The following is a 23,251-nucleotide window of genomic DNA, read 5'->3' as shown; positions in this document are numbered from 1 at the left end:
ATTCTATAAGGTTTTTTGTTATAATCAAAGCAATAATTGTCTTTTGGAAGAGTAATCTAGTGGAAAAATACCAGGGAATGTATGTCATCGACTGTAAGCATACTATTTGGATGTTAGATGAAGTTCACCCAAGTTTATAAGACAGGGAGAATTCCCTTATCAAAAAAGAGTTGCGCTTTTTAGTGCATAAATTAGGATGGTACCACGGTCTTTCGTTCCTTGTATAAGGGATGGATGGACCGTTTTTATTTTGTAGTGAAAAATATTTACTGCATTTATAGTTGATTAAAATAGAAATAAGACAAGGCGACGAATTGATGATAGAACTAGCGTTCATCGAAATGAGTCAACGATGTATTAATCTATTTTTAAGTGGCTATATATATCATATATAAGAGGAGAATCATGAACTTACAAGCAAAGATTGAAGAGTTGAGAGCAAGAACACTTGCTAACCTTGACACTATTAAAGATGACAAAGAATTAAATGACCTTCGAGTAGCCATACTCGGTAAAAAAGGTGAGTTAACTGAAATTCTTAAAGGAATGAAGGACTTATCAGCTGAAGAGCGTCCAAAGGTAGGGGCCTTAGCTAATGAATTCCGAGATAAGGTAACTGAACTTTTAGAATTAAGAAAAGAAGCCTTGGAAAAAATTGCAATGCAGGTTGCTCTTGAGAAGGAAGAAATTGATGTAACTTTGCCAGGTACTGAAATTAAACGTGGTACGCGCCATGTCCTAACTCAAACAACAGAAGAAATTGAAGATATTTTCTTAGGAATGGGTTACCAAGTTGTCGATGGATATGAAGTAGAAACTGATTATTATAACTTCGAACGTATGAATCTTCCAAAAGATCACCCAGCGCGTGATATGCAAGATACATTCTATATCACTCCTGAAATTCTATTGCGTACTCATACTAGTCCGGTTCAAGCAAGAACTATGGATAAACATGATTTTACTAAAGGACCTCTTAAAATGATTAGTCCTGGACGTGTTTACCGTCGTGATACAGATGATGCGACTCACTCACACCAATTCCATCAAATTGAAGGACTTGTTGTTGATGAGAATATTTCAATGGGTGACTTGAAAGGTACTCTTGAAACTCTTATCAAGAAAATGTTTGGAGAAGATAGAAAAATTCGCCTTCGTCCAAGTTATTTCCCATTTACTGAACCATCTGTTGAGGTTGACGTATCATGCTTTAAGTGTGGTGGTGTTGGATGTAATGTTTGTAAACAAACAGGTTGGATTGAAGTTCTAGGTGCCGGTATGGTTCACCCACGTGTACTTGAAATGAGTGGTATTGACTCTAATAAATATTCAGCATTTGCCTTTGGTCTTGGACAAGAAAGAATTGCAATGCTACGTTACGGAATCAATGATATCCGCGGTTTCTATCTAGGAGACCAACGTTTCACTGAACAATTCAAATAATAGTGAACATAATAATATCTACACTTAGATAGATAGACATTACAAAAGGAGTAAGTAACAAATGTTAGTTTCATATAAATGGTTAAAAGAATACGTTGACATTGATGTTCCAGCAGCTGACCTAGCTGAGAAAATGTCAACTAGCGGTATCGAAGTTGAGGGAGTTGAATCTCGTCAAGATGGTTTAAAGAGCATTGTAGTTGGAGAAGTTGTATCATGTGAGGATATTCCAGAAACTCATCTACATCTTTGCCAGGTGAATACTGGTGATGCAGGACCTCGTCAAATAGTTTGCGGTGCACCAAACGTTAAGGAAGGAATCAAAGTAATTGTTGCCCTTCCAGGAGCTCGTATTGCAGGAAATTATAAAATTAAAAAAGGTAAGATGCGTGGCTATGAAAGCTTGGGTATGATTTGTTCTCTTGGAGAATTAGGTTTCCCAGATTCAGTAGTACCTAAAGAATATGCTGATGGAATCTATATCATGCCAAGTGATGCAAAAGTAGGTGATGATGTATTTAAATACATTGGTATGGATGATGAAGTTCTTGAACTTTCAATCACTCCTAACCGTGCTGATGCTCTATCTATGCGTGGAGTTGCTCATGAAGTAGCAGCTATCTATGATAAAAAAGTAAATTTCCCAAGTATTGAACTTAAGGAAGACGATAAAAAAACAAGTGATGAAATAGCTGTTCAAGTTGACAGTGCTAAATCTAAAACATATAAATCTCGTATTATTGAAGATGTAAAAGTAGGACCAAGTCCTTTATGGCTTCAAAATCTATTAATGAATATCGGAGTTCGTCCAATCAGTAATGTTGTTGACGTTACCAACTATATTCTTATGTATTTTGGACAACCAATGCATGCTTTCGACTTGGATACTTTTAAAGAAAGAAAAATTCTTGTCCGTGATGCACGTGATGGAGAAAAACTTACAACTTTAGATGATGTAGAACGTGAATTAACTTCTGATGATCTAGTAATTACTGTCGCAGATAAACCTGTTGCTCTTGCGGGAGTTATGGGTGGACTAGATACTGAAATTACTGAAAAATCAACAAATGTTGTTCTCGAAGCAGCACTATTCGATGGAGCATCAATTCGTAAAACAAGCCAAAAATTCAATCTTCGTTCAGAATCAAGTGCTCGTTTTGAAAAAGGAATCAATGAAGCAGATGTAACTCTTGCTTTAGATACAGCGGCAGCTATGATTGCTGAACTTGCTGGAGGTAAAGTTTTAAATGGTGTTGTAGAAAGTAATGACTATAAACCTCAAAGTGTTGATGTAGCGATTACTTTGACTAAAATCAATTCTTCACTGGGAACTGATTTGACAATCGACCAAGTGGTAGCTATTTTTGACCAACTAGGATTTGAAACAAGTGTTGATGGTGAAAATCTTGTGGTTACAATCCCACCTCGTCGTTGGGACATTACTATTGAGGCTGATTTGGTTGAAGAAGTAGCCCGTATTTATGGTTACGATAATCTTCCAAGTACTCTTCCAAACGCTGGTAACACGATTGGTGAGCTTACACCTATGCAAAAATTGCGTCGTGACACGCGCACAGTTCTTGAGGGAGCAGGTCTTACTGAAGTTATCAGCTATGCTTTGACAACGCCTGAAAAGGCTAGCCAGTTCACGAAAGTTTCTACTGAACTTGTAAGTCTTGCTATGCCGATGAGTGAAGAAAGACAAACTTTAAGAAATTCGATTATTCCAGGTATGCTTGACATTGTTAATTACAATATGGCGCGTGGAAACAGCGACCTTGCTATCTATGAAGTAGGAAATGTATTCGTCAAATTTGGTAATGAAGATGACGGTCGTCCGACTGAACTTCCTCAAGTTGCTATGGCTTTCACTGGTAATACAGACTTTTACCAAGCTAAAGGTGTTGTTGAAACTCTCTTGCAAGACATGGATTTACGTTTTGAAAAAGAAACTAAACTTGAAGATATGCATCCAGGCCGTACAGCTCGCGTTATTGTAAGTGGAAAAGAAATTGGTTTTGTTGGTCAGGTTCATCCTGCGGTAGCAAAAGTATACGATATTCCTACAACATATGTAGCAAGCCTTGATTTAACTGGTATCTTAGAAAATAAACCAGAACAAGTAGTATTTACTGAAATTCCTAAATTCCCAGCAGTTAAACGTGACCTTGCACTTCTAGTTAATCGTGATACAGAAAACCAAGAAGTCCTTGATATAATTTACTCTGCCAAAGTTAAATTACTTAAAAATGTTTCTATCTTTGATGTTTATACAGGTGAAAATGTTCCAACTGACAAGAAATCATTAGCTTACAGTTTGACATTCCAAAACCCAGAACAAACATTAACAGACGAAGAAATAAATTCAGCAATTAATAAAATCGTTAAAAAACTTAACGAAGCAGGATTTGAAGTTAGATAATAATTCAATTGCATATTATAAAACCCTCAATAAGGATTAAATTCCTTACGAGGGTTTAAATTTCAAAGTACAATAATATAGATTTAATAGAAAAATCACCTTGTATAAATTTTATACAGGGTGATTTTTGTGTTTATCTTAGTTATTTTTCATTGTTGGGAATAGTAATACGTCGCGAATAGTTGTTGTATCTGTTAATAACATAACTAGACGGTCAATACCAATACCAAGTCCACCTGTAGGAGGCATACCATATTCAAGTGCTTCTACGAAGTCATAGTCAATACCAGTAGCTTCATCATCACCAAGTTCTTTAGCTTTTGCCTGGTCTTCAAAACGTTCTAATTGGTCAATTGGATCATTTAATTCAGTGAAGGCATTAGCAAACTCTTTTCCGATAATGAATAATTCAAAACGGTCAGTAAATCTTGGATCGTCAGCATTTTTCTTAGCAAGTGGTGATACTTCAACTGGATGTCCATAGATAAATGTTGGTTGAACAAGAGTGTCTTCAACAAACTCTTCAAAGAAGGCATTAATGATATGTCCTAGAGTAAAGTGTTTTTCTAATGGTACATTATGTTCTTTAGCAAGCCCAACAGCATCTTCATAAGACATTGGTTGCCAGAAGTCAACACCGGTAATATCTTTAATTGCATCAATCATGTGAACACGCGCAAATGGTTGACCAATCTTGATTTCTTGACCTTGATAAGTAATTGTATCTTCATCAGTTACTACTTTAGCAGCATCTTGAATGATACCTTCAACTAGGTCCATAATATCTTGGAAGTCAGCATATGCTTGGTAAGCTTCAATTGTTGTAAACTCAGGGTTATGTGTTGCATCCATTCCTTCGTTACGGAAGATACGTCCCATTTCATAAACACGTTCCATACCACCAACGATTAAACGTTTTAGGTGAAGCTCAGTTGCAATACGCAATACCATGTCCATATCTTGAGCATTATGGTGAGTTTCGAATGGACGAGCAGCAGCTCCACCAGCTTCATTGTGAAGGATTGGTGTTTCAACTTCTAGGAATCCTAGCCCATCCATGTAACGACGAATTGCAGAAACAATTTTACTACGAGTTACAAAACGATCAAAACTGTCCTTGTTAGAAATTAAATCTAAGTAGCGTTTACGATAGATTGTTTCAGTATCGCTAAGTCCATGATACTTTTCAGGAAGAGGACGAAGTGATTTAGAAAGAAGAGTGATTTCTTCAGCCTTGATAGAAAGCTCACCCATGTCAGTTTTCATAATTTGACCAGTAACTCCAAAGAAGTCTCCAAGGTCAGCATGTTTGAAAATGTCATATGGCTCGTCACCAACAGCATCTTTACGAACATAAATTTGAATTTGTCCTTCACGGTCCTGAAGGTGGGCAAATGAAACTTTACCTTTACCACGCTTAGTCATAAGACGTCCAGCAATAGTAGCTTTTAAATCTTTTTCGTTTAATTCTTCTTTAGTAAATTGATCATATTCTGCATGTAGTTCACCAGAATTATGAGTACGGTCAAAACGGTGACCAAAAGGATCAATACCTTGTTCGCGTAAATTTTCCATTTTTTCACGACGGACAAGCATTTGATCATTTAATTCTTCTTTAATATTTTCAGCCAAAATAATTCTCCTAAATATAGTGTTATTCGTTATATTTTATCACGAAAGTAAGAAAATTTAAAGGACTAAGAGCCAAGGGAACTCTAAATGTGCCTTAATTCAGTAAAATAAAAAATAAAGGAAGAAAATTAAAAATATTTGATAATTTTCTAAAAATTATTGACAATAAAAAATATTTGGTATATTATTAATAAAAATTAAAACAAAGGAAGAATTCCCAATGACAAACCAAACATTCAATTTATTATTATTGTATAAGGACTCGCAGAATACTTAGATGTATTCATATTGTGAGTCCTGTTTGGCGTAAGTCAAAGTGGGACGAGTAAAACGTCCCATGTGGGCGTTTTTCTTTTAATAAAAAATGGAGGCATTTATGCGAAAAATTGAGTTTCTTGATACAAGTCTTAGAGATGGCGAACAAACACCAGGAGTGAACTTTTCAGTTCAAGAGAAGATCGATATTGCAAAACAATTAGAAAAATGGGGAATTTCAGCAATTGAAGCAGGATTTCCAGCAGCAAGTCCTGATAGTTTTTTAGCAGTTTCAGAAATTGCTAAGGCAATGACTAGCACAGCCGTAACTGGACTATGTCGATGTGTTAAAGGTGATATAGACAAAGCTTCTCTTGCCTTAAAAGATGCTAAGTATCCTCAAGTCCATGTATTTATTGCTACAAGTCCAGTTCATATGGAGTATAAGCTTAAGATGACACCTGATGAAGTTATTGCAAGTATTGCTGAACATGTGACTTATGCAAGATCACTATTCGAAATAGTGGAGTTCTCACCAGAAGATGCTACTAGAACTGATAAAGACTTTCTTTTAAAGGCAGTTCAAACCGCAGTGGATAATGGTGCTACATATATTAATATCCCTGATACAGTTGGTTACACTACACCAGAAGAATTTGGTCAAATTTTTAAATTCCTGATAGAAAATGTTAAGACGGATCATAAAATAATCTTTAGCCCACATTGTCATGATGATCTTGGAATGGCTACAGCTAATACACTTGCGGCAATCAAAAATGGTGCCGGTCGTGTGGAAGGAACAGTTAATGGTATCGGTGAAAGAGCAGGAAACGTAGCCCTTGAAGAGGTAGCGGTAGCTCTTCATATCCGAAAAGATTATTATCAGGCTACAAGTGATATTGTCCTAAATAGAACTAAAACAACTGCTGACATGATTTCAAGATATTCTGGTCTATCAATTCCAAAAAATAAGGCAGTTACAGGTGGAAATGCTTTTGCTCATGAAAGTGGTATTCACCAAGATGGTGTACTTAAAAATCCTGAAACTTACGAGATTATCACTCCTGAGCTTGTTGGGATAAAATTCAATTCCCTTCCTCTAGGAAAACTCTCTGGTCGCCACGCTTTCAAAGAAAAACTTAAAGAACTGGAATTCGAATTTACGGATGAAGAACTAAATCAGCATTTTGCTAACTTTAAAAAGCTAGCCGACAAGAAAAAAGAAATTACTGATGAAGATGTCAGAGCATTGATTCTAGGCCATAACTCAGCTGACAGTGAAATTACATTGGAAGACGTAAGGTTATCTTATAACTCTAGTGATGAACAAGAAGCGAGAGTTTCAATATTTAATAAGGCGATTCAAGAATCTAAAGAAATTGATGCAAAGGGTTCAGGAAGTGTAGAAGCGATATTCAATGCAATTGATAACTATTTTGATCAAGATGTAACGCTTGAATCATATGAGATTGATGCAATAACATCAGGAATTGATGCACAGGCAGAAGTTCAAGTTAATGTTACCAATCCAAAAACAGGTACTCACTTCTCAGCTCGAGGAATTGATTATGATGTTTTAAAGGCAAGTGCACAAGCCTATCTAAGAGCAAATGCTTTTATAAAAAGAGAAAACGAAAAATAAAATAAATTAAGATAGAGGGACGTTAAGGAAATAAATATGGCAAAAAAAATAGTTACTTTGGCTGGCGATGGAATTGGTCCGGAAATTATGAAGGCAGGACTTGAGGTTCTTGCAGCAACGGCTGAGAAAATTGGGTTTGAATACGAAATAGATGCGAAGAATTTTGGAGGAGTGGCAATTGATAAAGAAGGAAATCCATTACCAGAAGATACATTAAATGCTGCTAAAGACTCAGATGCAATTCTCTTAGCAGCTATTGGTCATCCAAAATATAATGAAGCAACAGTTCGTCCAGAACAAGGACTTCTCCGCTTGCGCAAGGAATTAGGACTTTTTGCCAACATTCGTCCTGTAAAAATCTTTAATCAGTTAAAAAAATTGTCACCATTAAAGCCTGAGATTATTGAAGGAGTTGATTTTATAATGGTACGTGAATTGACTGGTGGTATTTACTTTGGTGAACATACACTTGATGATGATAAAGCGCGTGATGTTAATGATTATAATGTTGAAGAAATTACTCGAATTATGAAAATTGCCTTTGAAACAGCCCGTACACGAGGGAAAAAGGTTACCAGTGTTGATAAGCAAAATGTTCTAGCTACAAGTAAATTATGGCGAAGAGTTGCTGATCAGGTAGCACTAGACTATCCTGATGTGACTTTGGAACATCAACTTGTTGATTCATGTGCAATGTTAATGATTACTGATCCAAGTAGATTTGATGTCATAGTAACTGAAAATCTTTTTGGAGATATCTTATCGGATGAGGCAAGTGTACTTCCAGGAACACTTGGAGTAATGCCTTCAGCAAGTCATTCAGAAACTGGTCCGAGTATGTATGAGCCAATTCACGGAAGTGCACCTGATATTGCTGGCTTAGGCATTGCAAATCCTGTTAGCATGATTTTATCAGTTGCCATGATGTTTAAAGAATCATTTAATCTATCAGAAGCTGCTCAGATTATTGAGAATGCAGTTGAAAAGACTTTTGAAAATGGTATTTTTACCAAAGATTTAGGTGGACAAGCTACGACAAAGGAAATGACTCAAGCGATAATTAGTAATTTGTAGGTGAGAAGGAGAAGATATGGGACAAGCGATATTTGATAAACTTTGGGATAGACATGTAATTGAAGGAGAAATTGGTGAGCCACAGCTTCTTTATGTCGATCAACATTATATACATGAAGTGACCAGTCCGCAGGCATTTTCAGGACTTAGGGAAGCAGGACGTAAGGTGAGAAGACCAGATTTGACTTTTGGTACTACTGACCATAACGTACCAACTGTTGATATTTTTAATATTCAAGACTTGATTTCGAAAAATCAAATTGAGACTTTTGCAGCTAATGTAAAGGAATTCGGTATTGATGCGGCAGTTCATGGAAGTGATAAGCAAGGAATTGTCCATATGGTGGGGCCAGAGACAGGAAGAAGTCAACCAGGCAAACTTATTGTCTGTGGAGACTCACATACTGCGACTCATGGAGCTTTTGGGGCAATTGCTTTTGGTATTGGGACAAGTGAAGTAGAACATGTTTTTGCTACACAAACTATCTGGCAGGTTAAACCAAAAAAAATGAAGATTGATTTTACAGGTGTCGCCCCTCAAGGTATTTATGCTAAAGATTATATTCTTGCATTGATTGCTAAGTATGGAGTTGATGCAGGAGTTGGATATGCAGTTGAATTTGCAGGAGAGGCTATTGATGCGCTTGAAATGGAAGAGCGTATGAGTATTTGTAACATGGCTATTGAGTTTGGTGCAAAAATTGGACTGATGAATCCAGATAGTAAAACTTATGAGTATGTTCGTGGACGTGGAAAGGCACCTAGTGACATGGAATCAGCAATTGCTGACTGGGAAACACTTGTAAGCGATGAGGATGCTCAGTACGATAAGATAATTACGATTGAAGTCGATAAACTTGCACCTATGGTCACTTGGGGAACTAATCCAGAAATGGGTGTTGAGTTTACAGAAGAGTTTCCTGAGATTGAAGACTTCAATGACGAAAGAGCTTATTCATATATGGATCTTAAACCAGGCCAAAAGGTGAGTGATATTGACCTAGGTTATGTCTTTATCGGATCTTGTACTAATGCTCGGCTTTCTGACCTTATTCTTGTAGCAGATATTGTAAAGGGAAAGAAAATTGCTTCTTCACTAACAGCAATTGTTGTTCCTGGAAGTAGACCTGTTAAGAAAGCTGCAGAAAAAATGGGTTTGGATAAAATATTTATTGATGCTGGATTTGAATGGCGTGAACCAGGTTGCTCGATGTGTCTTGGTATGAATCCCGACCACGTTCCAGAAGGTGTTCATTGTGCATCTACAAGTAATCGAAATTTTGAAGGGCGCCAAGGACATGGTGCAAGAACACATCTTTGTAGTCCGGCTATGGCTGCACTTGCCGCTATAAATGGAAAATTTGTTGATGCAAGAGAGGTAATATAATGGAAAAGTTTACAGTTTATGAAGGTACAACCGTACCTCTAATGAATGATAATATTGATACTGACCAAATTATTCCCAAGCAATTTTTAAAGGCCACAGACAAAATTGGTTTTGGGAAAAATATGTTTTTTGAATGGCGCTATTTAGAAAATGGCAAGGAAGAAAATCCTGATTTTGTACTTAACAAGCCTCAGTACCGAGGTGCAACTATCTTAATCAGTGGTGATAATTTTGGTTCGGGTTCAAGTCGTGAACATGCTGCATGGGCAATCAAAGATTATGGATTTAAGGTAATCATTGCAGGATCATATTCAGATATTTTCTATAATAATGCTCTTAAGAATGGTCTTTTGCCAATCGTTCTTGCTGAGGAAAGTCGTGAGGAACTGGCTAATCTTTTACCAGACCAAGAAATCATTGTAGATCTTCCGAACCAAACTATTGAAACATCAGAAAAATCATATTTATTTGATATAGATGCAGAGTGGAAAAGGAAGTTAGTTAATGGACTAGATGACATTGGACTTACAATGGAATTTGATGATTTAATTAGTAGATATGAGGAAAATCGTCCAAGCTACTTAAGAGAAGTGGGAATCTAAAAAACAAGCCAATTTGGCTTGTTTTTTTGCTTAAATATTTTGTTGAAGCTTAATAGGTAATATTATTTCAAGTTCAGTTTCCTTACCGTTAATCTTATCAATAATAACATCGACTAGAACTTGTGCAAGCTCCTCAATCGGTTGAACGATGGTTAGAAGTTCAGGATGTAGAGCTTGAATTAATTCTGTCCCGTCATAACCAATAATTGGGCAATTTGTATATTCTTCACAGTAGATTGCTGTTAGATCATCAGTACAGGCTATACCATCAAAATTATTTTCTTCAATAAATTTCTTAATTTTATTTTTCTTGATGCTAATAATTGTCCCTGATGGAATCTCTAAGTGTTTACAAGGAAGGTCAAAAGTAGTCGCCACCTCCATAAATCCTTGGGTTCTATAATCAGAGGGACTACCTGACTGACTAGCACCGGAGATGATGGCTAAATTCTTTGCTCCACGTTCAATTAAAGCATGGGCTGATAGTTTACCTCCCGCTAGATTGTCGCTTGATACAGTAGTGATTTTAGGACTTAGCAGTCTGTCAAAACTTACGATTGGCAAGTTTAGCCTTTCGTACTCATCTATGCCCAAGTTATGACTACTAGAGATAATTCCATCCACCTGATTAGCAGCAAGCATTTGAAGGTAGTATTTTTCCTTCTCAGGATTATTTTCACTATTGCAAAAGATAACCTTGTATTCTCTATCAAATAATTTTTTTTCGAGATATTCGATTAACTCAGCATAAAATGGATTTTTTAGAGAGGGAAAGATTAAGCCAATTAATTGAGTTTTCTTTCCTTGTAGACTTCTGGCAAGATTATTTGGTTGGTAATTGAGCTCTTGCATTGCAGCATGGACCTTATCAATCGTTTTTTGACTCAGATATCCATAGTTGTTGATAACCCGACTGACAGTAGTCGGACTAACGCCTGCAAGTTTAGCAACATCAGTTAGTTTGGCCATTAGAATTCATGTAAGACTGCAGGAGCAGTACCTTTCACTTGGAATATTGTATTACCAGCTTCTGGATAAACCCGACTTGAAGATGCATATTGACCATCATTGAAGAAAATTTCAATAACGCTTGCATCAACGAAGGCATTGATTTTAAGGTCTTTACTATTATCATATTCGAATGTTCTTACATTATCATACTCAAGGGCAAACTGAATACCACATTTAGATCTATCTAGAATAGCTTTTCCATTTTCAAGAATCAGCTTCAATCCTTGTTTATTATCATCTGAACCGTAGAAAGTGATTTCAGCATTTGAAAGGGCTTTTACGATAATTTCAGTTTCATAGGCATTTTTTTCAAATTTAAATTTCTCAGCTTGAAAAGTATTTTTTCTTAATGATTCCACAGATTTAACTGGATATTGATATAAATTACCATCTTTAATAGTTAACTCTTTGACTAGACTCATAGCACCTTGATGTCCTAATTCATCTGTTGGATAGCTAATGTCGGGCAATCCTAGCCATGATGTCATAAGTGCCATACCGTTTGGAGCATTGAATGCTTGGCTGGCATAAACATCAAAACCATAGTCAAGAATTTTCATATCATGTGGATTAACAATTTCAGCAGTTTGTGGATTGAAATTTTCTCCAATCACGTATGCTTGTGGATAAATATTTTTACTATCAATTTTATCCATCCCCTGTGGACAAAGTAGAAGAACTGGTTTTTTATCAACAAATACGAGATTTGGACATTCTACCATGTAGCCAAGATCGAGATCCGTAAATTTTAATTCCTCTACTTTTCTCCAATTTTCAATCTTATTGTCAATAGCTTCATAAAGAACAACTGTGCCAGTTTTGTCTTTTCTCTGAGCACCAAGGATCATGTAGAGCTTGTCTTCGTATTCAAAAATCATTGGATCACGAAAATGATCAGTGTAGTTGTCATCAGGATTTATAAGTGGTTGATCGAACTTTTTGATATCGCCATTAGAATCCATTAATGCCCCTACTTGGTAGGGATGTCGAGTCCAATTTTGATCGCGATGGTTTCCAGTATAGAATAGAAAAAGTTTACCATCTATTTCATATGCACTTCCTGAATACGCACCATGGCTATCAAATTTTGTATCCGGTAAAACCTGTATGTCATCAAGTTGCCAATTAATAAGGTCGTCAGAAGTTACGTGTGACCAAGATTTTAATCCATGAGAAGCACCGTATGGAAAATGTTGATAAAACAGATGCCATTTACCATTGAAATAAGAAAATCCGTTTGGATCATTTAAAAGTCCAGACTGGGGTTCAATGTGAAAACTATTTTTCCACACGGAATTTTCAGCCTTCTTTAAGATATCATCAATATATTCTTGAGGCCATTCATTATAATTTTTATAGCGTAATTCACGCGTCCATTCCATATTATGTTTCCTCCATTTTTTCTTTAATATTATGATAAATGACATGAAATGTCAAACGCTTCCTCCTTGCTATTAAAGCATTTTTAAAAATTTTTATATAAATTTGTGATAAACGTTTGACAGAAAAATAAAATAATTTATAATAGAACTATAAACCGCTTACAAAACAAAAGGAGAATAGGAGAGTTTATGGAAAACAGAGAAATAGCCAAAGCAGTAATTGAAGCTGTTGGTGGGGACTCAAACATTCGTAGCGTTGCACACTGTGCTACACGTTTAAGGATTATGGTTAATGATGAAGCAAAAATAAATCATGATCGTGTTGATGAAATTGACAAGGTTAAAGGATCGTTCTTTACTTCAGGTCAGTTTCAAATTATCTTTGGTACAGGTACGGTAAATAAGATTTATGATGAAGTTGTAAAACTTGGTCTAGCTACTGAATCTGTTTCTGAAATGAAGGAAGAAGCGAAAAAATCAGGTAATCCATTGCAACGATTGATTAGAACTTTCGGTGATGTGTTTGTACCAATTATTCCAGTTTTAGTTGCTACTGGTCTGTTTATGGGACTAAGAGGACTTATAACTCAGCCAGAAATTCTTAAAGTATTTGGAACAACCCCTGAATCAATTGATCCAAACTTCCTAATGTACACACAAATATTAACAGATACTGCCTTCGCTTTTTTACCAGCATTGGTATGTTGGTCAAGTTTTAAGGTATTTGGTGGTAGTCCTGTAATTGGTATTGTTCTTGGTCTTATGATGGTAAGTCCAAATCTTCCAAATGCCTATGCAGTAGCAAGTGGAGATGCGCATGCAATTATGTTATTTGATTTCATTCCAGTTGTTGGTTATCAAGGGACAGTTTTACCAGCCTTTATAGTTGGATTCCTTGGTTCAAAACTTGAACAAAAATTGAGGAAATCAATTCCAGATGCTTTGGACTTACTAGTGACTCCATTTGTAACTATGTTTGTTATGAGTTTAGCAGGTCTATTAGTAATCGGACCAGTTTTCCATTCTCTAGAAACAGTTGTACTTAATGCCACTGAATGGATTTTAGCTTTACCTTTTGGTCTAGCAGGTCTAATTTTAGGATTCTTCCATCAATTAATCGTGGTTACAGGTATCCATCACATCTTCAATTTCTTAGAAGTTCAGTTGCTAGCTAATACAGGTAAAAATGCCTTCAACGCTATTATCACATGTGCAATTGCAGCTCAAGGCGGAGCAACACTTGCTGTTGGTATGAAGACAAAATCTAAAAAAATGAAAGCTTTAGCTTTCCCATCAGCACTTTCAGCTTTTCTAGGTATTACAGAACCTGCAATTTTTGGGGTGAACTTACGTTTTGTTAAACCGTTTGCCTTTGGTCTTGTTGGAGGAGCAGTTGGTGGATGGCTAGCTAGTATCATGCATTTAGCGGGTACAGGTATGGCAGTAACAGTGATTCCAGGAACTCTTTTATATTTAAATGGTCAAGTAGTCAGATATCTTCTTGTTAATATTGTTTCAGTTGCAATTGCCTTTGTATTGACTTATATGTTTGGATATGAAGATAAAGAAATAGTTGATGAAACAGTGGCAAATGTTACTGATGAAGCACCATCTGATGAAGTTATTTTTGCTCCAATCTCTGGTCAGTTAACTCCTCTTAATAAAGTTGATGATCAAGTATTTTCAAGTGGTATGATGGGACAAGGAGTTGCTATTAAGCCTACTGACGATAAAGTATATGCTCCAGCAGATGGAATTATCAGTGTAGCCTTTGAAACTGGTCATGCATATGGAATTAAAACAGAACATGCTGCTGAGATTTTAATCCACATTGGTATTGATACAGTAAGTATGGCAGGTGATGGTTTTGAAGCGAATGTTAAAGAAGGCGATATTGTTAAAAAAGGACAATTGTTAGGTAGCTTTAATCGTGGTAAAATAGAAGCGAAAGGGCTTTCAGACATGACGATGGTTATTGTCACAAATACTAGTGACTATGCGGGTGTAGATACTATCACTGATCGAGATATTGTTACTCATGGTGATGAAATCTTAAGTTTGTCTCAACCATATGAAGCTGAAGCAGCTATTAAAGCATAAATTATATTTATTAAAGGAGTAGACAAATGAGACTATTTGGTAGTATTGAAGCTGGTGGAACTAAATTCATCTGTGCAATAGGTGATGAGGATTACCGTGTTAAGGATCAAGTTTCTATACCAACAACAACACCTGAAGAAACACTAGGTAAGGTTGTGGAATATTTTAAACAACATGACGTTGAAGCTATCGGGATTGCATCTTTTGGACCGATTGAAATTCGTAAAAGTTCTCCTAAGTATGGTTACATCACTAAGACACCGAAGCCAGGCTGGCAAGATACTGATGTTGTTGGAGTTATTAAAGAAGCATTCAATGTACCTATTTCATGGACAACAGATGTTAATGGTTCGGCTTACGGCGAATATATTATGTCTACACTTTCAAATGAAAAAATCGAATCACTTGTATACTACACAGTAGGTACAGGTGTAGGTGGTGGAGCAGTTATTGATGGCGAGTTCCTAGGAGGTATGGGACACACAGAAATGGGTCATACATATCTAAGAAGACACCCAGATGACTTAGAGTTTCCGGGTAGCTGTCCATTTCACGGGGACTGTCTAGAAGGTCTTGTAGCTGGACCAACCTTTGAAGCTCGTTTGGGTATCAAAGGGGAAAATGTTCCACGAACTGACCCTGTATTTGACGTACTAGCATATTATTTAGCACAAGCTGTAATTCAAGTTACTCTGATTACTCGTCCAGAAAAGGTTGTTTTTGGTGGAAGTGTAGTTGACGAAGATTTATTAGTCAAAGTGCGCCAACAATTCAAAGAGTTATTCGATGACTATGTTGAATTACCACCTCTTGAAAAATATATTACTAGACCACTAATTGCCAATAATGGTTCAGCAACCCTTGGAAATTTTGCTCTAGCCTTGAAACAATTAAATGAATAGTGATATTGGTTTAACAGATAACCAATATAAAAAGACCAAAAATCATTCCTAAGATTTTTGGTCTTTTGCTCTATAATTCTTTTTTGAAACAAATGATTCTATTCACTTCCATAAACCCCATTTTAATATGAAAGGCTAAACTGTCAAGATTATCAAGTTCACAATCGCTGGCAAATTCTAAACAGTCAGATTCGCAAGCCCACTCTTGACATGCTCTAAGCAAGTCATGTGCAAAGCCTTGTCTCCGGCGATTTTCTTTAATGTAAATTCCTTCAAGGTAACCAACTGGAGAGGAGTCACAACCTTCAACATAGTCATGTCTAAGTTGACATTGGGCGAAGCCGATAAATTCTCCATTATCTTCTTGGAGGAAAATTGCTGCTTCTTTATCATTTAAAATACCAGTAAATTCTTCTCTTAAGTCATCAAGGTTATTATCTGGCCACAGGGATTTTGCTAGGCTGCTGACAATTTCTAAATTTTCTATATTTGCTTTTTTTATCATGGGAACCTCCTATCTTTATTTTAAACTAGTAAGAAAAAGATGCAATGGAAATATTCTTTTAGTAATTTTAAGTAAAATATTGTAAAATTAGGGGAATACTTTAAAGGAGGCATACATATAATGCAATGGTCTTTGAACGAGATTAGAAAAAGAGAAACAATAAATTTTGATGAGGTGTTAGACTTAGAAAAAAACTTGAAGGAGCGTTATCCGGAGGTAATTTCTTTGACTCCAGTTCATGTTGCAGGATCAGTGAGCTATGAGGATGGTTTATATCTTCTAGACTACCAAGCTGATTATACTTTATCACTTCCGTCAACAAGAAGTTTGGAGCAGGTCGATTTAGTTAATGATATTCCTGTCAATGAGACTTTTGTCACTGAGGATTATCTTAAGGAAGAAAAAAATCTTTTAGAAGATGAAAATGTTTTGATTTTAGAACGCGATGCCATTAGTTTAGATGAGTCGGTTGCTGATAATATTATTTTAGAAATTCCTTTGCGCGTGCTGACACCTGCGGAAGAGGAAAATGATAATTTACCAAGTGGTAATGATTGGGAAATTTTATCAGAGGAAGATTATGCTCTTAAACAAGAGGAAAAGGAAAGCGAAAAAAAATCTCCTTTTGCAAGTCTTGATGGCTTATTTGACTAGTCTGAACTGTGATATTAAATTGATTTTTGGACTAAAAATGTTATAATTTAAAGAATAATGTAAAAATTTTACTTAATGAAATAGGAGAATATAGATGACACAAGCGAATTTTGGTGTAGTTGGTATGGCCGTAATGGGTCGTAATCTTGCTCTAAATATTGAATCAAGAGGGTATACAGTTGCAATTTTCAACCGTAGCCGCGAAAAAACTGAGGACGTAGTTGCTAGTCACCCAGATAAAAATTTTGTACCTAGCTATGATATTGAAACATTTGTAAATTCTATTGAAAAACCACGTCGTATTATGCTTATGGTTCAAGCAGGACCTGGAACTGACGCTACAATCCAAAACTTACTTCCATACTTAGACAAAGGTGATATCCTAATCGATGGTGGTAATACTTTCTACAAAGATACAATTCGTCGTAATAATGAGCTTGCTGATTCTGGTATTAATTTCATTGGTACTGGTGTATCAGGTGGAGAAAAAGGAGCTCTTGAAGGTCCTTCAATCATGCCAGGAGGACAACGCGAAGCTTATGATCTGATTGCACCTGTATTTGAAGAAATTTCAGCTAAAGCTCCGGAAGATGGAAAACCTTGTGTTACTTATATTGGCCCTGATGGTGCTGGTCACTATGTTAAAATGGTTCACAATGGTATCGAATATGGTGACATGCAATTAATCGCTGAATCATATGACCTTATGAAACACTTACTAGGAATGACTGCTGATGAGATGGCTGATGTCTTTACTGAATGGAACAAAGGTGAATTGGATAGTTACCTAATTGAAATTACTTCAGATATCTTGACTCGTAAAGATGATCTTGGAACTGGTAAACCGATAGTAGACGTTATCCTTGATGCTGCAGGAAATAAAGGGACAGGTAAATGGACTAGCCAATCTGCATTAGATTCAGGTGTTCCACTTCCTCTTATCACTGAGTCTGTATTTGCTCGTTACATTTCAACTTATAAAGATGAACGTGTGAAGGCTAGTGAAGTTTTACCAAAAGCAAGCCTAGTTGCAGCTGAAATTAATAAGGAAGAACTAATTGAAAAAATTCGACAAGCTTTATATTTCTCAAAAATTATGAGCTACGCTCAAGGTTTTGCTCAACTTCGTGTTGCAAGTAAAGAAAATAATTGGGATCTACCATTTGCTGACATTGCAAGCATCTGGCGTGCGGGATGTATTATCCGTGCTCGTTTCCTACAAAAAATTACTGATGCTTATGATCGTGATGCTGACCTTGAAAACTTGCTATTAGATGATTACTTTGTTGAAATAACTGAGAAGTATCAACAATCAGTTCGTGATGTAGTTGGCCTAGCTGTTCAAGCAGGTGTTCCAGTGCCAACATTCTCTTCTGCAATTGCATACTTTGATAGCTACCGTTCAGAAGTATTACCAGCTAATCTAATCCAAGCACAACGTGATTACTTTGGTGCCCACACATATGAAAGAACAGATCGTCCAGGTACATTCCATTATAACTGGTATGATGAAAAATAATTTAAAAAGAGTCTCTTAGGAGATTCTTTTTAAATTTCAGTCTTAAGTCTGATGTTCTTAAATATCATTTATATTATTATATATACATAGACAGGTGATAAACCTTCTATAAAAAATGAATTTTAGAGATTATCCAGTGTAAGCAATTAGATAACTCAAAACTTTTTTTCATAAAACTCCGCAAGTCTTATTATTAATAAAACTTGCAAACTCCTTAAAATAAAACTCCAAAAAAAATTCCTACAAGAAAAACGAGCATGCCCGCTCGTTTTTCTTTTGTTGTTTTTAAATATATCATTGAAAATACGAATTAAATCGTATATAATTTAGGTAAATTAAATATAGTTGATTAGAATAGAAATACCTTCGTTTTACTAGGCTGTCGATTACACTTTAATAAGCAAGCTTATTAGTGTGAGTCGCAAGACAAGGAACTCCGCTCCGCTGCCGATTATACTTGAATAAACAAGCTTATTAGTTGATGTATTAATCTATTTTTAAGTGACTATAAATCTTATTGAGGAGTGAAGTTATGATAGAACCAGATTTTGATTACTCACTGGAACAGCAAAGCGATATAGCATTTATTGATATGAAGTCTTTTTATGCAAGCGTTGAATGTGTTGATTTAGGGCTCAATCCACTGGGATCTTCTCTATGCGTAATGAGTCATGCTGGAAATTCAGCTGGCCTAATATTGGCTAGCTCTCCCACTTTTAAACAAATATTTGGCAATCTAAACGTTAGTAGAAGCCGTGAATTACCCTTTCATTTACATAATAGAAAATTTAATTACAATAAGTATTATAAAAGTTGTGAACGAGATTGGAATGGAAGAGCTCTGCCTCCAACTGAAGATTATATTCAACATATCGAAGCTTGGGCGAAGCAAACACATATTGTACCACCGAGAATGAATCGCTATATAGCAGTAAACATGGAAATTCAGCATCTAATCGAGCGTTTTGCTCCTCGAGATGAGATATTTTGGTATTCAATTGATGAAGGTTTTGTTGATTTAACAGGCTCTTTAAATTACTTTTATCCTGATTCAAAGCTTTCAAGGAAAGAAAAATTAGACTTGGTTTCTCGTGATATTCAAGAATTAATACTTAAAGAAACAGGTATCTATTCAACTGTGGGAATGTCAAATTGTAATCCTATGCTAGCTAAGGTAGCTTTAGACCATTATGCTAAACATAATAAAACAATGAGGGCATCAATCAATTATGAAGATGTTCCTGAAAAACTTTGGACGATTGAAGATATTACAGAATTTTGGGGTATTAATCGTAGAACTAAAAAACGATTGGAGAAACTTGGAATTCATACAATATATGATTTAGCTCACACAGATCCGAAAATTTTAAAAGATGAATTTGGTGTAATAGGTGTCCAACTTTTTTTTCATGCAAATGGAATAGACGAAAGCAATGTTAAGAAACCATACCATACTAAATCAAGAGTAATAGGCAATTCTCAAACCTTACCACGTGATTATTATGATAAGGATGAAATAGAGATAGTTATTAAGGAAATGGCGGAACAAGTTGGTGTTAGGCTTCGACGTGATAAGAAAAAAACAACCTGCATTTTTTTATATGTTGGTTTCGCCATGGCTGAAGATAGAAAATCGATTCATAGTCAAGTTAAGATAGAGCCAACTAACCGTACTGATCTTCTAACAGAACATATAATTAGATTGTTTAGAAGTAAATATAAAAGAGGAGCAGTTAGAAGAGTTGGCGTAAGTTACTCAGGATTAACTGATGAATCGTATTCTCTGGTTTCTCTTTTTGATGATTATGAAATTGAAGAAAAAAAAGATAAACTTCAAGAAAGCATCGATCTGATTAGAGATAAATATGGTTATATATCAGTACAAAAAGCTACAGCCCTATCTAAAGGATCAAGAGTAATTGAACGCACTAAATTAGTTGGAGGACACTCAGGTGGTGGAGCGGGAGGACTAGACGGCTTGAGTAAAGATGAAAAATGGTAGATAGATCCTATAGTAAGTTTCCAGAGATTCGTGATTATAAAGATAGAGGTATGAAAAAATGGATGGGTTTTTATTTATCAGAGCATGGGAGTGCCATGAAACGAGATGCCCTCATAGCTAGACAAGAAAAAGTTGATAAAATAGATCTTGAAGAGAAGATACAACTACTTAACCAAGCATATTTGAACAAGCTTTCAGTGGAAATTATCATTTCTGTTGATGATATTATGAGTAAAATGTATGGAACAGTCGTTGAATTTACATCAACAGACTTTGTCTTCTTTAAAGTAGGTGAAGTAAGAAAAATAGATATAAAAAATATATTATCAGTTAAATATCAAGAAGGAGAGGATATGTGGCCTTCTCTCTGTTGTTAAACAAAAGAACTACCAAAAATGGTAGTTCTTTTGATTGTTATTTTAAAGTTCCGATGTTTTTGAATGGCCAAATTCTAAATACAGCTTTGCCCATAATATCTTCTTTTTCAAAAGTTCCGACCTCTCTGCTATCTTTTGAAATGACTCGGTTATCTCCGAGAAGTAAATATTGATTTTCAGGGACGACTATTTTAAATGTTGGACTATCATTTGAATCTACAGTGAAGGCAGGGACTTCAGCAGCTTTTTCTTGGAAAAATTGATCATAAGAATATGTTTCCTTAAGTCTATCTTTCTTAAATTCCTTCTTATATTCATCAAGATAAGGCTCTTCATGAGTTTTACCATTGATTGTAAGTGTATCATTATTGAATTCAACAGAATCTCCTGGAAGACCAATAACTCTTTTAATTATTTTTTTATTTTCTCCGTCTTCAGTTTCGTTGGCAACAACTATATCAGAATAGTTGAGATTTTTACTGTTGATCATAATTAGTCTTTGTCCGTCAGCTAAATTAGGATCCATTGAATGTCCTTTAACATCAACTGGAGCCCAAATAAATACGCGTGTCAGGATGAACAATAAGCTGATGACTATAAATAGTCCCCATTCGCGAATAAACTTCATATATATTTTATACCTTTCTAGTAATTACTTTATTCCAGCAAGCTTTTTAGCTTTCTCAGTATTTTTAAAGTGTAACTTTGCAGTGGTCTGGAGGCCTGTCATACCTTTTATTTTAAGTATGGAAGCAGCTACCTTATCACTTTTACTTCCGGCACCACTAGGTAAACTGAATCCAATTTCTTTAGATAAATTACTCAAATTTTCAAGGAACAAATTACGTGCTATGATTGAGCTTACAGCAACAGCCAAGAATTGACTCTCTGCCTTTTGAATTAATGTCACCTCATTTTGAGGATGATTGCGTTCCTTAGAAACGTATTTTTGATAATTAGCTGGACTAGTAAATGCATCAATGATAACTTTCTCGACCTTATCATTTGAATCTAACTTTTTCTCAAGCAAAAAGATGACTTGATTATGTAGTGCGACTTTAATGCTAACAGCATTGTAGTCTGTTTCAATAACTTCATTGTATTTTGTAGGATTAACAAGTAAAGATACGTGCTTGATTTTTTTCTCAAGAATAGGTGCTATCTGACGAATCTTGGCATCATTTAAGTTCTTTGAGTCATCGACTCCCAAGTCCTTAAGAAATTCAATATCCTGGTTAGACACGTATGACGCTACAACAGCAAGGCCACCAAAAAAACTACCATTTCCAACTTCATCAGTTCCTATAGTATTCTCCTGTTTATCGGAAGTTTTTGTGTCTTCTTTGGAGTAACCAAATTCACTGGCAGCACTTTCTGACTTCTCTCCTTGAAACATTACTTTACCAGAATTGTAAACAGTGATAACGAGTCCTGGTGTTTTAACCATAAATTTAACATATGGACTTTTGGCAGGGACAAAATAACTTTTATACTTATTTTCTATTTTTTTAATTTCTTGCATATTTAATTCTAATACAATATTCATAGCATAATTTTACCATAAAAAAGAAGAAAAGTTTTAAAAAAGGGAGTTTTAGGGTATAATATCAATAAAGTCTATGATATATTTAAGACATTTAAACTATAAGAAATGGGTGTAACATGCTTTCTATTATAATTTTATTATTACTTGCCTGGGCCTTTTATGTAGGATACTCAAGGGGATTAGCTCTTCAAACTTTCTACAGTGTTGGAATGATTGTGGCAGTCGTTTTTGCCATAACTAATTATGAAACTTTAGCAGCGAAAATTTCAATGTGGATACCGTTTGCTAATGCAACACCACAAAGCAAATTACAATTTTATAACCAAAACATAATTTTTCAACTGGATAAGACATTTTATTCAGGTGTGGCCTTTCTGCTAATTGTGATGGCAGTTTACTTGATATTTAGATTTGTAGGTATCTTTTTAGGATTCCTATCAAATATGCAACCATTTGGAAACATTGGTTCTCTAGCTTCAGCTCTGTTAGCTGTGATGGTGACCTACTTTATATTAGAGACAATCTTCACTGTCTTAGCTATGGTTCCGATAAACGCTATTCAAAATAGACTATATGGAAGTGGATTAATTAGGTTTATGGTACTTGATTCACCATTCTATGCAAAATTTTTAATGAAAATTTTATTTGAAAATGTGATACATTTAAGTCCTATTAAATAAAGTGTTTGGTTTATTTATAAGAATGTAATGATTGATATCCTTGGAATAATAGGAAAATCTATCAATTAGGCAGAGTGGAACAACTCATTGATTTGTAAAATCACAATTGAGTTCCA

At 35.4% G+C, this 23,251-nt stretch carries 19 protein-coding genes; 13 read left to right on the top strand and 6 right to left on the bottom strand.

Going from position 1 to position 23,251, the window contains the following annotated elements; all coding sequences use genetic code 11:
- The first annotated feature begins 405 nt into the window (after positions 1–405).
- Positions 406–1,443 (top strand): phenylalanine--tRNA ligase subunit alpha, encoded by a 1,038-nt coding sequence (gene pheS, locus BG261_RS06165; protein WP_070792281.1) that lies wholly within the window; start codon positions 406–408, stop codon positions 1,441–1,443.
- A gap of 61 nt (positions 1,444–1,504) precedes the next feature.
- Positions 1,505–3,865, top strand: a complete 2,361-nt coding sequence (gene pheT, locus BG261_RS06160; protein ID WP_070792279.1) for a phenylalanine--tRNA ligase subunit beta — start codon at positions 1,505–1,507, stop codon at positions 3,863–3,865.
- A 138-nt stretch (positions 3,866–4,003) separates the two neighbouring features.
- Here pheT and lysS read toward each other — a convergent pair whose 3' ends face one another.
- Positions 4,004–5,497: a lysine--tRNA ligase gene (gene lysS / locus BG261_RS06155; protein WP_267887301.1), complete on the bottom strand. Its 1,494-nt coding sequence runs from the start codon at positions 5,495–5,497 to the stop codon at positions 4,004–4,006.
- Positions 5,498–5,873: 376 nt separating this feature from the next.
- On the opposite strand from lysS, the gene BG261_RS06150 reads away from it, so the two are divergent.
- Genes BG261_RS06150 through leuD form a run of 4 tightly spaced genes read left to right on the top strand, consistent with a single transcriptional unit; the run spans position 5,874 to position 10,457 of the window.
- Positions 5,874–7,394 carry a 2-isopropylmalate synthase gene (locus BG261_RS06150; RefSeq protein WP_070792276.1) on the top strand — a complete coding sequence of 507 codons (1,521 nt, stop codon included), beginning with the start codon at positions 5,874–5,876 and terminating at the stop codon, positions 7,392–7,394.
- Positions 7,395–7,430: 36 nt separating this feature from the next.
- Positions 7,431–8,468, top strand: coding sequence for a 3-isopropylmalate dehydrogenase (leuB, locus tag BG261_RS06145; RefSeq protein WP_070792274.1), 1,038 nt, complete (start codon positions 7,431–7,433; stop codon positions 8,466–8,468).
- A 16-nt stretch (positions 8,469–8,484) separates the two neighbouring features.
- Positions 8,485–9,855, top strand: a complete 1,371-nt coding sequence (leuC, locus tag BG261_RS06140; RefSeq protein WP_070792271.1) for a 3-isopropylmalate dehydratase large subunit — start codon at positions 8,485–8,487, stop codon at positions 9,853–9,855.
- Entirely contained in the window at positions 9,855–10,457 is a 603-nt protein-coding gene (gene leuD, locus BG261_RS06135; protein ID WP_070792268.1) for a 3-isopropylmalate dehydratase small subunit, read from the top strand. The genes leuC and leuD overlap by 1 nt, the downstream gene beginning before the upstream one ends.
- 30 nt (positions 10,458–10,487) lie before the next feature.
- On the opposite strand, the gene BG261_RS06130 is transcribed toward leuD, so the two are convergent.
- Together BG261_RS06130 and BG261_RS06125 are read right to left on the bottom strand one after the other, a co-directional pair.
- Positions 10,488–11,426, bottom strand: coding sequence for a LacI family DNA-binding transcriptional regulator (locus BG261_RS06130; RefSeq protein ID WP_070792266.1), 939 nt, complete (start codon positions 11,424–11,426; stop codon positions 10,488–10,490).
- Entirely contained in the window at positions 11,426–12,850 is a 1,425-nt protein-coding gene (locus tag BG261_RS06125; protein ID WP_070792264.1) for a sucrose-6-phosphate hydrolase, read from the bottom strand. The genes BG261_RS06130 and BG261_RS06125 overlap by 1 nt, the downstream gene beginning before the upstream one ends.
- A gap of 189 nt (positions 12,851–13,039) precedes the next feature.
- Between BG261_RS06125 and BG261_RS06120 the strand changes: the two genes are divergently transcribed.
- Positions 13,040–14,950: a sucrose-specific PTS transporter subunit IIBC gene (locus BG261_RS06120; protein ID WP_070792262.1), complete on the top strand. Its 1,911-nt coding sequence runs from the start codon at positions 13,040–13,042 to the stop codon at positions 14,948–14,950.
- A gap of 26 nt (positions 14,951–14,976) precedes the next feature.
- Positions 14,977–15,852, top strand: coding sequence for a fructokinase ScrK (gene scrK, locus BG261_RS06115; protein ID WP_070792261.1), 876 nt, complete (start codon positions 14,977–14,979; stop codon positions 15,850–15,852).
- A gap of 70 nt (positions 15,853–15,922) precedes the next feature.
- On the opposite strand, the gene aac(6') is transcribed toward scrK, so the two are convergent.
- Positions 15,923–16,357 carry an aminoglycoside 6'-N-acetyltransferase gene (gene aac(6') / locus BG261_RS06110; protein WP_070792260.1) on the bottom strand — a complete coding sequence of 145 codons (435 nt, stop codon included), beginning with the start codon at positions 16,355–16,357 and terminating at the stop codon, positions 15,923–15,925.
- A gap of 120 nt (positions 16,358–16,477) precedes the next feature.
- Here aac(6') and BG261_RS06105 point away from each other — a divergent pair, with 120 nt between their 5' ends.
- From BG261_RS06105 to BG261_RS06090, 4 genes are all read left to right on the top strand, one after another.
- Entirely contained in the window at positions 16,478–17,011 is a 534-nt protein-coding gene (locus BG261_RS06105) for a YceD family protein (protein WP_070792259.1), read from the top strand.
- A 94-nt stretch (positions 17,012–17,105) separates the two neighbouring features.
- Positions 17,106–18,530 (top strand): NADP-dependent phosphogluconate dehydrogenase, encoded by a 1,425-nt coding sequence (gnd, locus tag BG261_RS06100; protein WP_070792258.1) that lies wholly within the window; start codon positions 17,106–17,108, stop codon positions 18,528–18,530.
- 532 nt (positions 18,531–19,062) lie between these two features.
- Positions 19,063–20,532: a Y-family DNA polymerase gene (locus tag BG261_RS06095; RefSeq protein WP_070792257.1), complete on the top strand. Its 1,470-nt coding sequence runs from the start codon at positions 19,063–19,065 to the stop codon at positions 20,530–20,532.
- Complete coding sequence (locus tag BG261_RS06090) at positions 20,526–20,909, top strand: hypothetical protein (RefSeq protein ID WP_070792255.1); 384 nt, start codon at positions 20,526–20,528, stop codon at positions 20,907–20,909. The genes BG261_RS06095 and BG261_RS06090 overlap by 7 nt, the downstream gene beginning before the upstream one ends.
- Before the next feature lie 37 nt (positions 20,910–20,946).
- On the opposite strand, the gene lepB is transcribed toward BG261_RS06090, so the two are convergent.
- Both lepB and rnhC read right to left on the bottom strand, forming a co-directional pair.
- Entirely contained in the window at positions 20,947–21,537 is a 591-nt protein-coding gene (gene lepB / locus BG261_RS06085; RefSeq protein ID WP_070792253.1) for a signal peptidase I, read from the bottom strand.
- 24 nt (positions 21,538–21,561) lie between these two features.
- Entirely contained in the window at positions 21,562–22,455 is an 894-nt protein-coding gene (gene rnhC, locus BG261_RS06080) for a ribonuclease HIII (RefSeq protein WP_070792252.1), read from the bottom strand.
- Between the two features lie 116 nt (positions 22,456–22,571).
- On the opposite strand from rnhC, the gene BG261_RS06075 reads away from it, so the two are divergent.
- A complete protein-coding gene (locus BG261_RS06075) occupies positions 22,572–23,135 on the top strand; it encodes a CvpA family protein (protein WP_070792251.1) in 564 nt (187 codons plus the stop codon).
- Positions 23,136–23,251 lie beyond the last annotated feature (116 nt).

This window comes from Floricoccus tropicus (assembly GCF_001832905.1).
Taxonomy (GTDB): domain Bacteria; phylum Bacillota; class Bacilli; order Lactobacillales; family Streptococcaceae; genus Floricoccus; species Floricoccus tropicus.
Note: the sequence above shows the minus strand (reverse complement) of the source record. Positions and strands in the feature narration are given on the sequence as shown.

Bases quoted from the DNA above. Each gene is read 5' to 3' on its own strand.
- leuD (WP_070792268.1), top strand. From the start codon at position 9,855: ATGGAAAAGTTTACAGTTTATGAAGGTACAACCGTACCTCTAATGAAT.
- scrK (WP_070792261.1), top strand. From the start codon at position 14,977: ATGAGACTATTTGGTAGTATTGAAGCTGGTGGAACTAAATTCATCTGT.
- pheS (WP_070792281.1), top strand. From the start codon at position 406: ATGAACTTACAAGCAAAGATTGAAGAGTTGAGAGCAAGAACACTTGCT.
- BG261_RS06120 (WP_070792262.1), top strand. From the start codon at position 13,040: ATGGAAAACAGAGAAATAGCCAAAGCAGTAATTGAAGCTGTTGGTGGG.
- BG261_RS06075 (WP_070792251.1), top strand. From the start codon at position 22,572: ATGCTTTCTATTATAATTTTATTATTACTTGCCTGGGCCTTTTATGTA.
- lepB (WP_070792253.1), bottom strand. From the start codon at position 21,537: ATGAAGTTTATTCGCGAATGGGGACTATTTATAGTCATCAGCTTATTG.
- BG261_RS06090 (WP_070792255.1), top strand. From the start codon at position 20,526: ATGGTAGATAGATCCTATAGTAAGTTTCCAGAGATTCGTGATTATAAA.
- BG261_RS06105 (WP_070792259.1), top strand. From the start codon at position 16,478: ATGCAATGGTCTTTGAACGAGATTAGAAAAAGAGAAACAATAAATTTT.
- leuB (WP_070792274.1), top strand. From the start codon at position 7,431: ATGGCAAAAAAAATAGTTACTTTGGCTGGCGATGGAATTGGTCCGGAA.
- BG261_RS06095 (WP_070792257.1), top strand. From the start codon at position 19,063: ATGATAGAACCAGATTTTGATTACTCACTGGAACAGCAAAGCGATATA.
- BG261_RS06130 (WP_070792266.1), bottom strand. From the start codon at position 11,426: ATGGCCAAACTAACTGATGTTGCTAAACTTGCAGGCGTTAGTCCGACT.
- leuC (WP_070792271.1), top strand. From the start codon at position 8,485: ATGGGACAAGCGATATTTGATAAACTTTGGGATAGACATGTAATTGAA.
- BG261_RS06150 (WP_070792276.1), top strand. From the start codon at position 5,874: ATGCGAAAAATTGAGTTTCTTGATACAAGTCTTAGAGATGGCGAACAA.
- gnd (WP_070792258.1), top strand. From the start codon at position 17,106: ATGACACAAGCGAATTTTGGTGTAGTTGGTATGGCCGTAATGGGTCGT.
- BG261_RS06125 (WP_070792264.1), bottom strand. From the start codon at position 12,850: ATGGAATGGACGCGTGAATTACGCTATAAAAATTATAATGAATGGCCT.
- rnhC (WP_070792252.1), bottom strand. From the start codon at position 22,455: ATGAATATTGTATTAGAATTAAATATGCAAGAAATTAAAAAAATAGAA.
- pheT (WP_070792279.1), top strand. From the start codon at position 1,505: ATGTTAGTTTCATATAAATGGTTAAAAGAATACGTTGACATTGATGTT.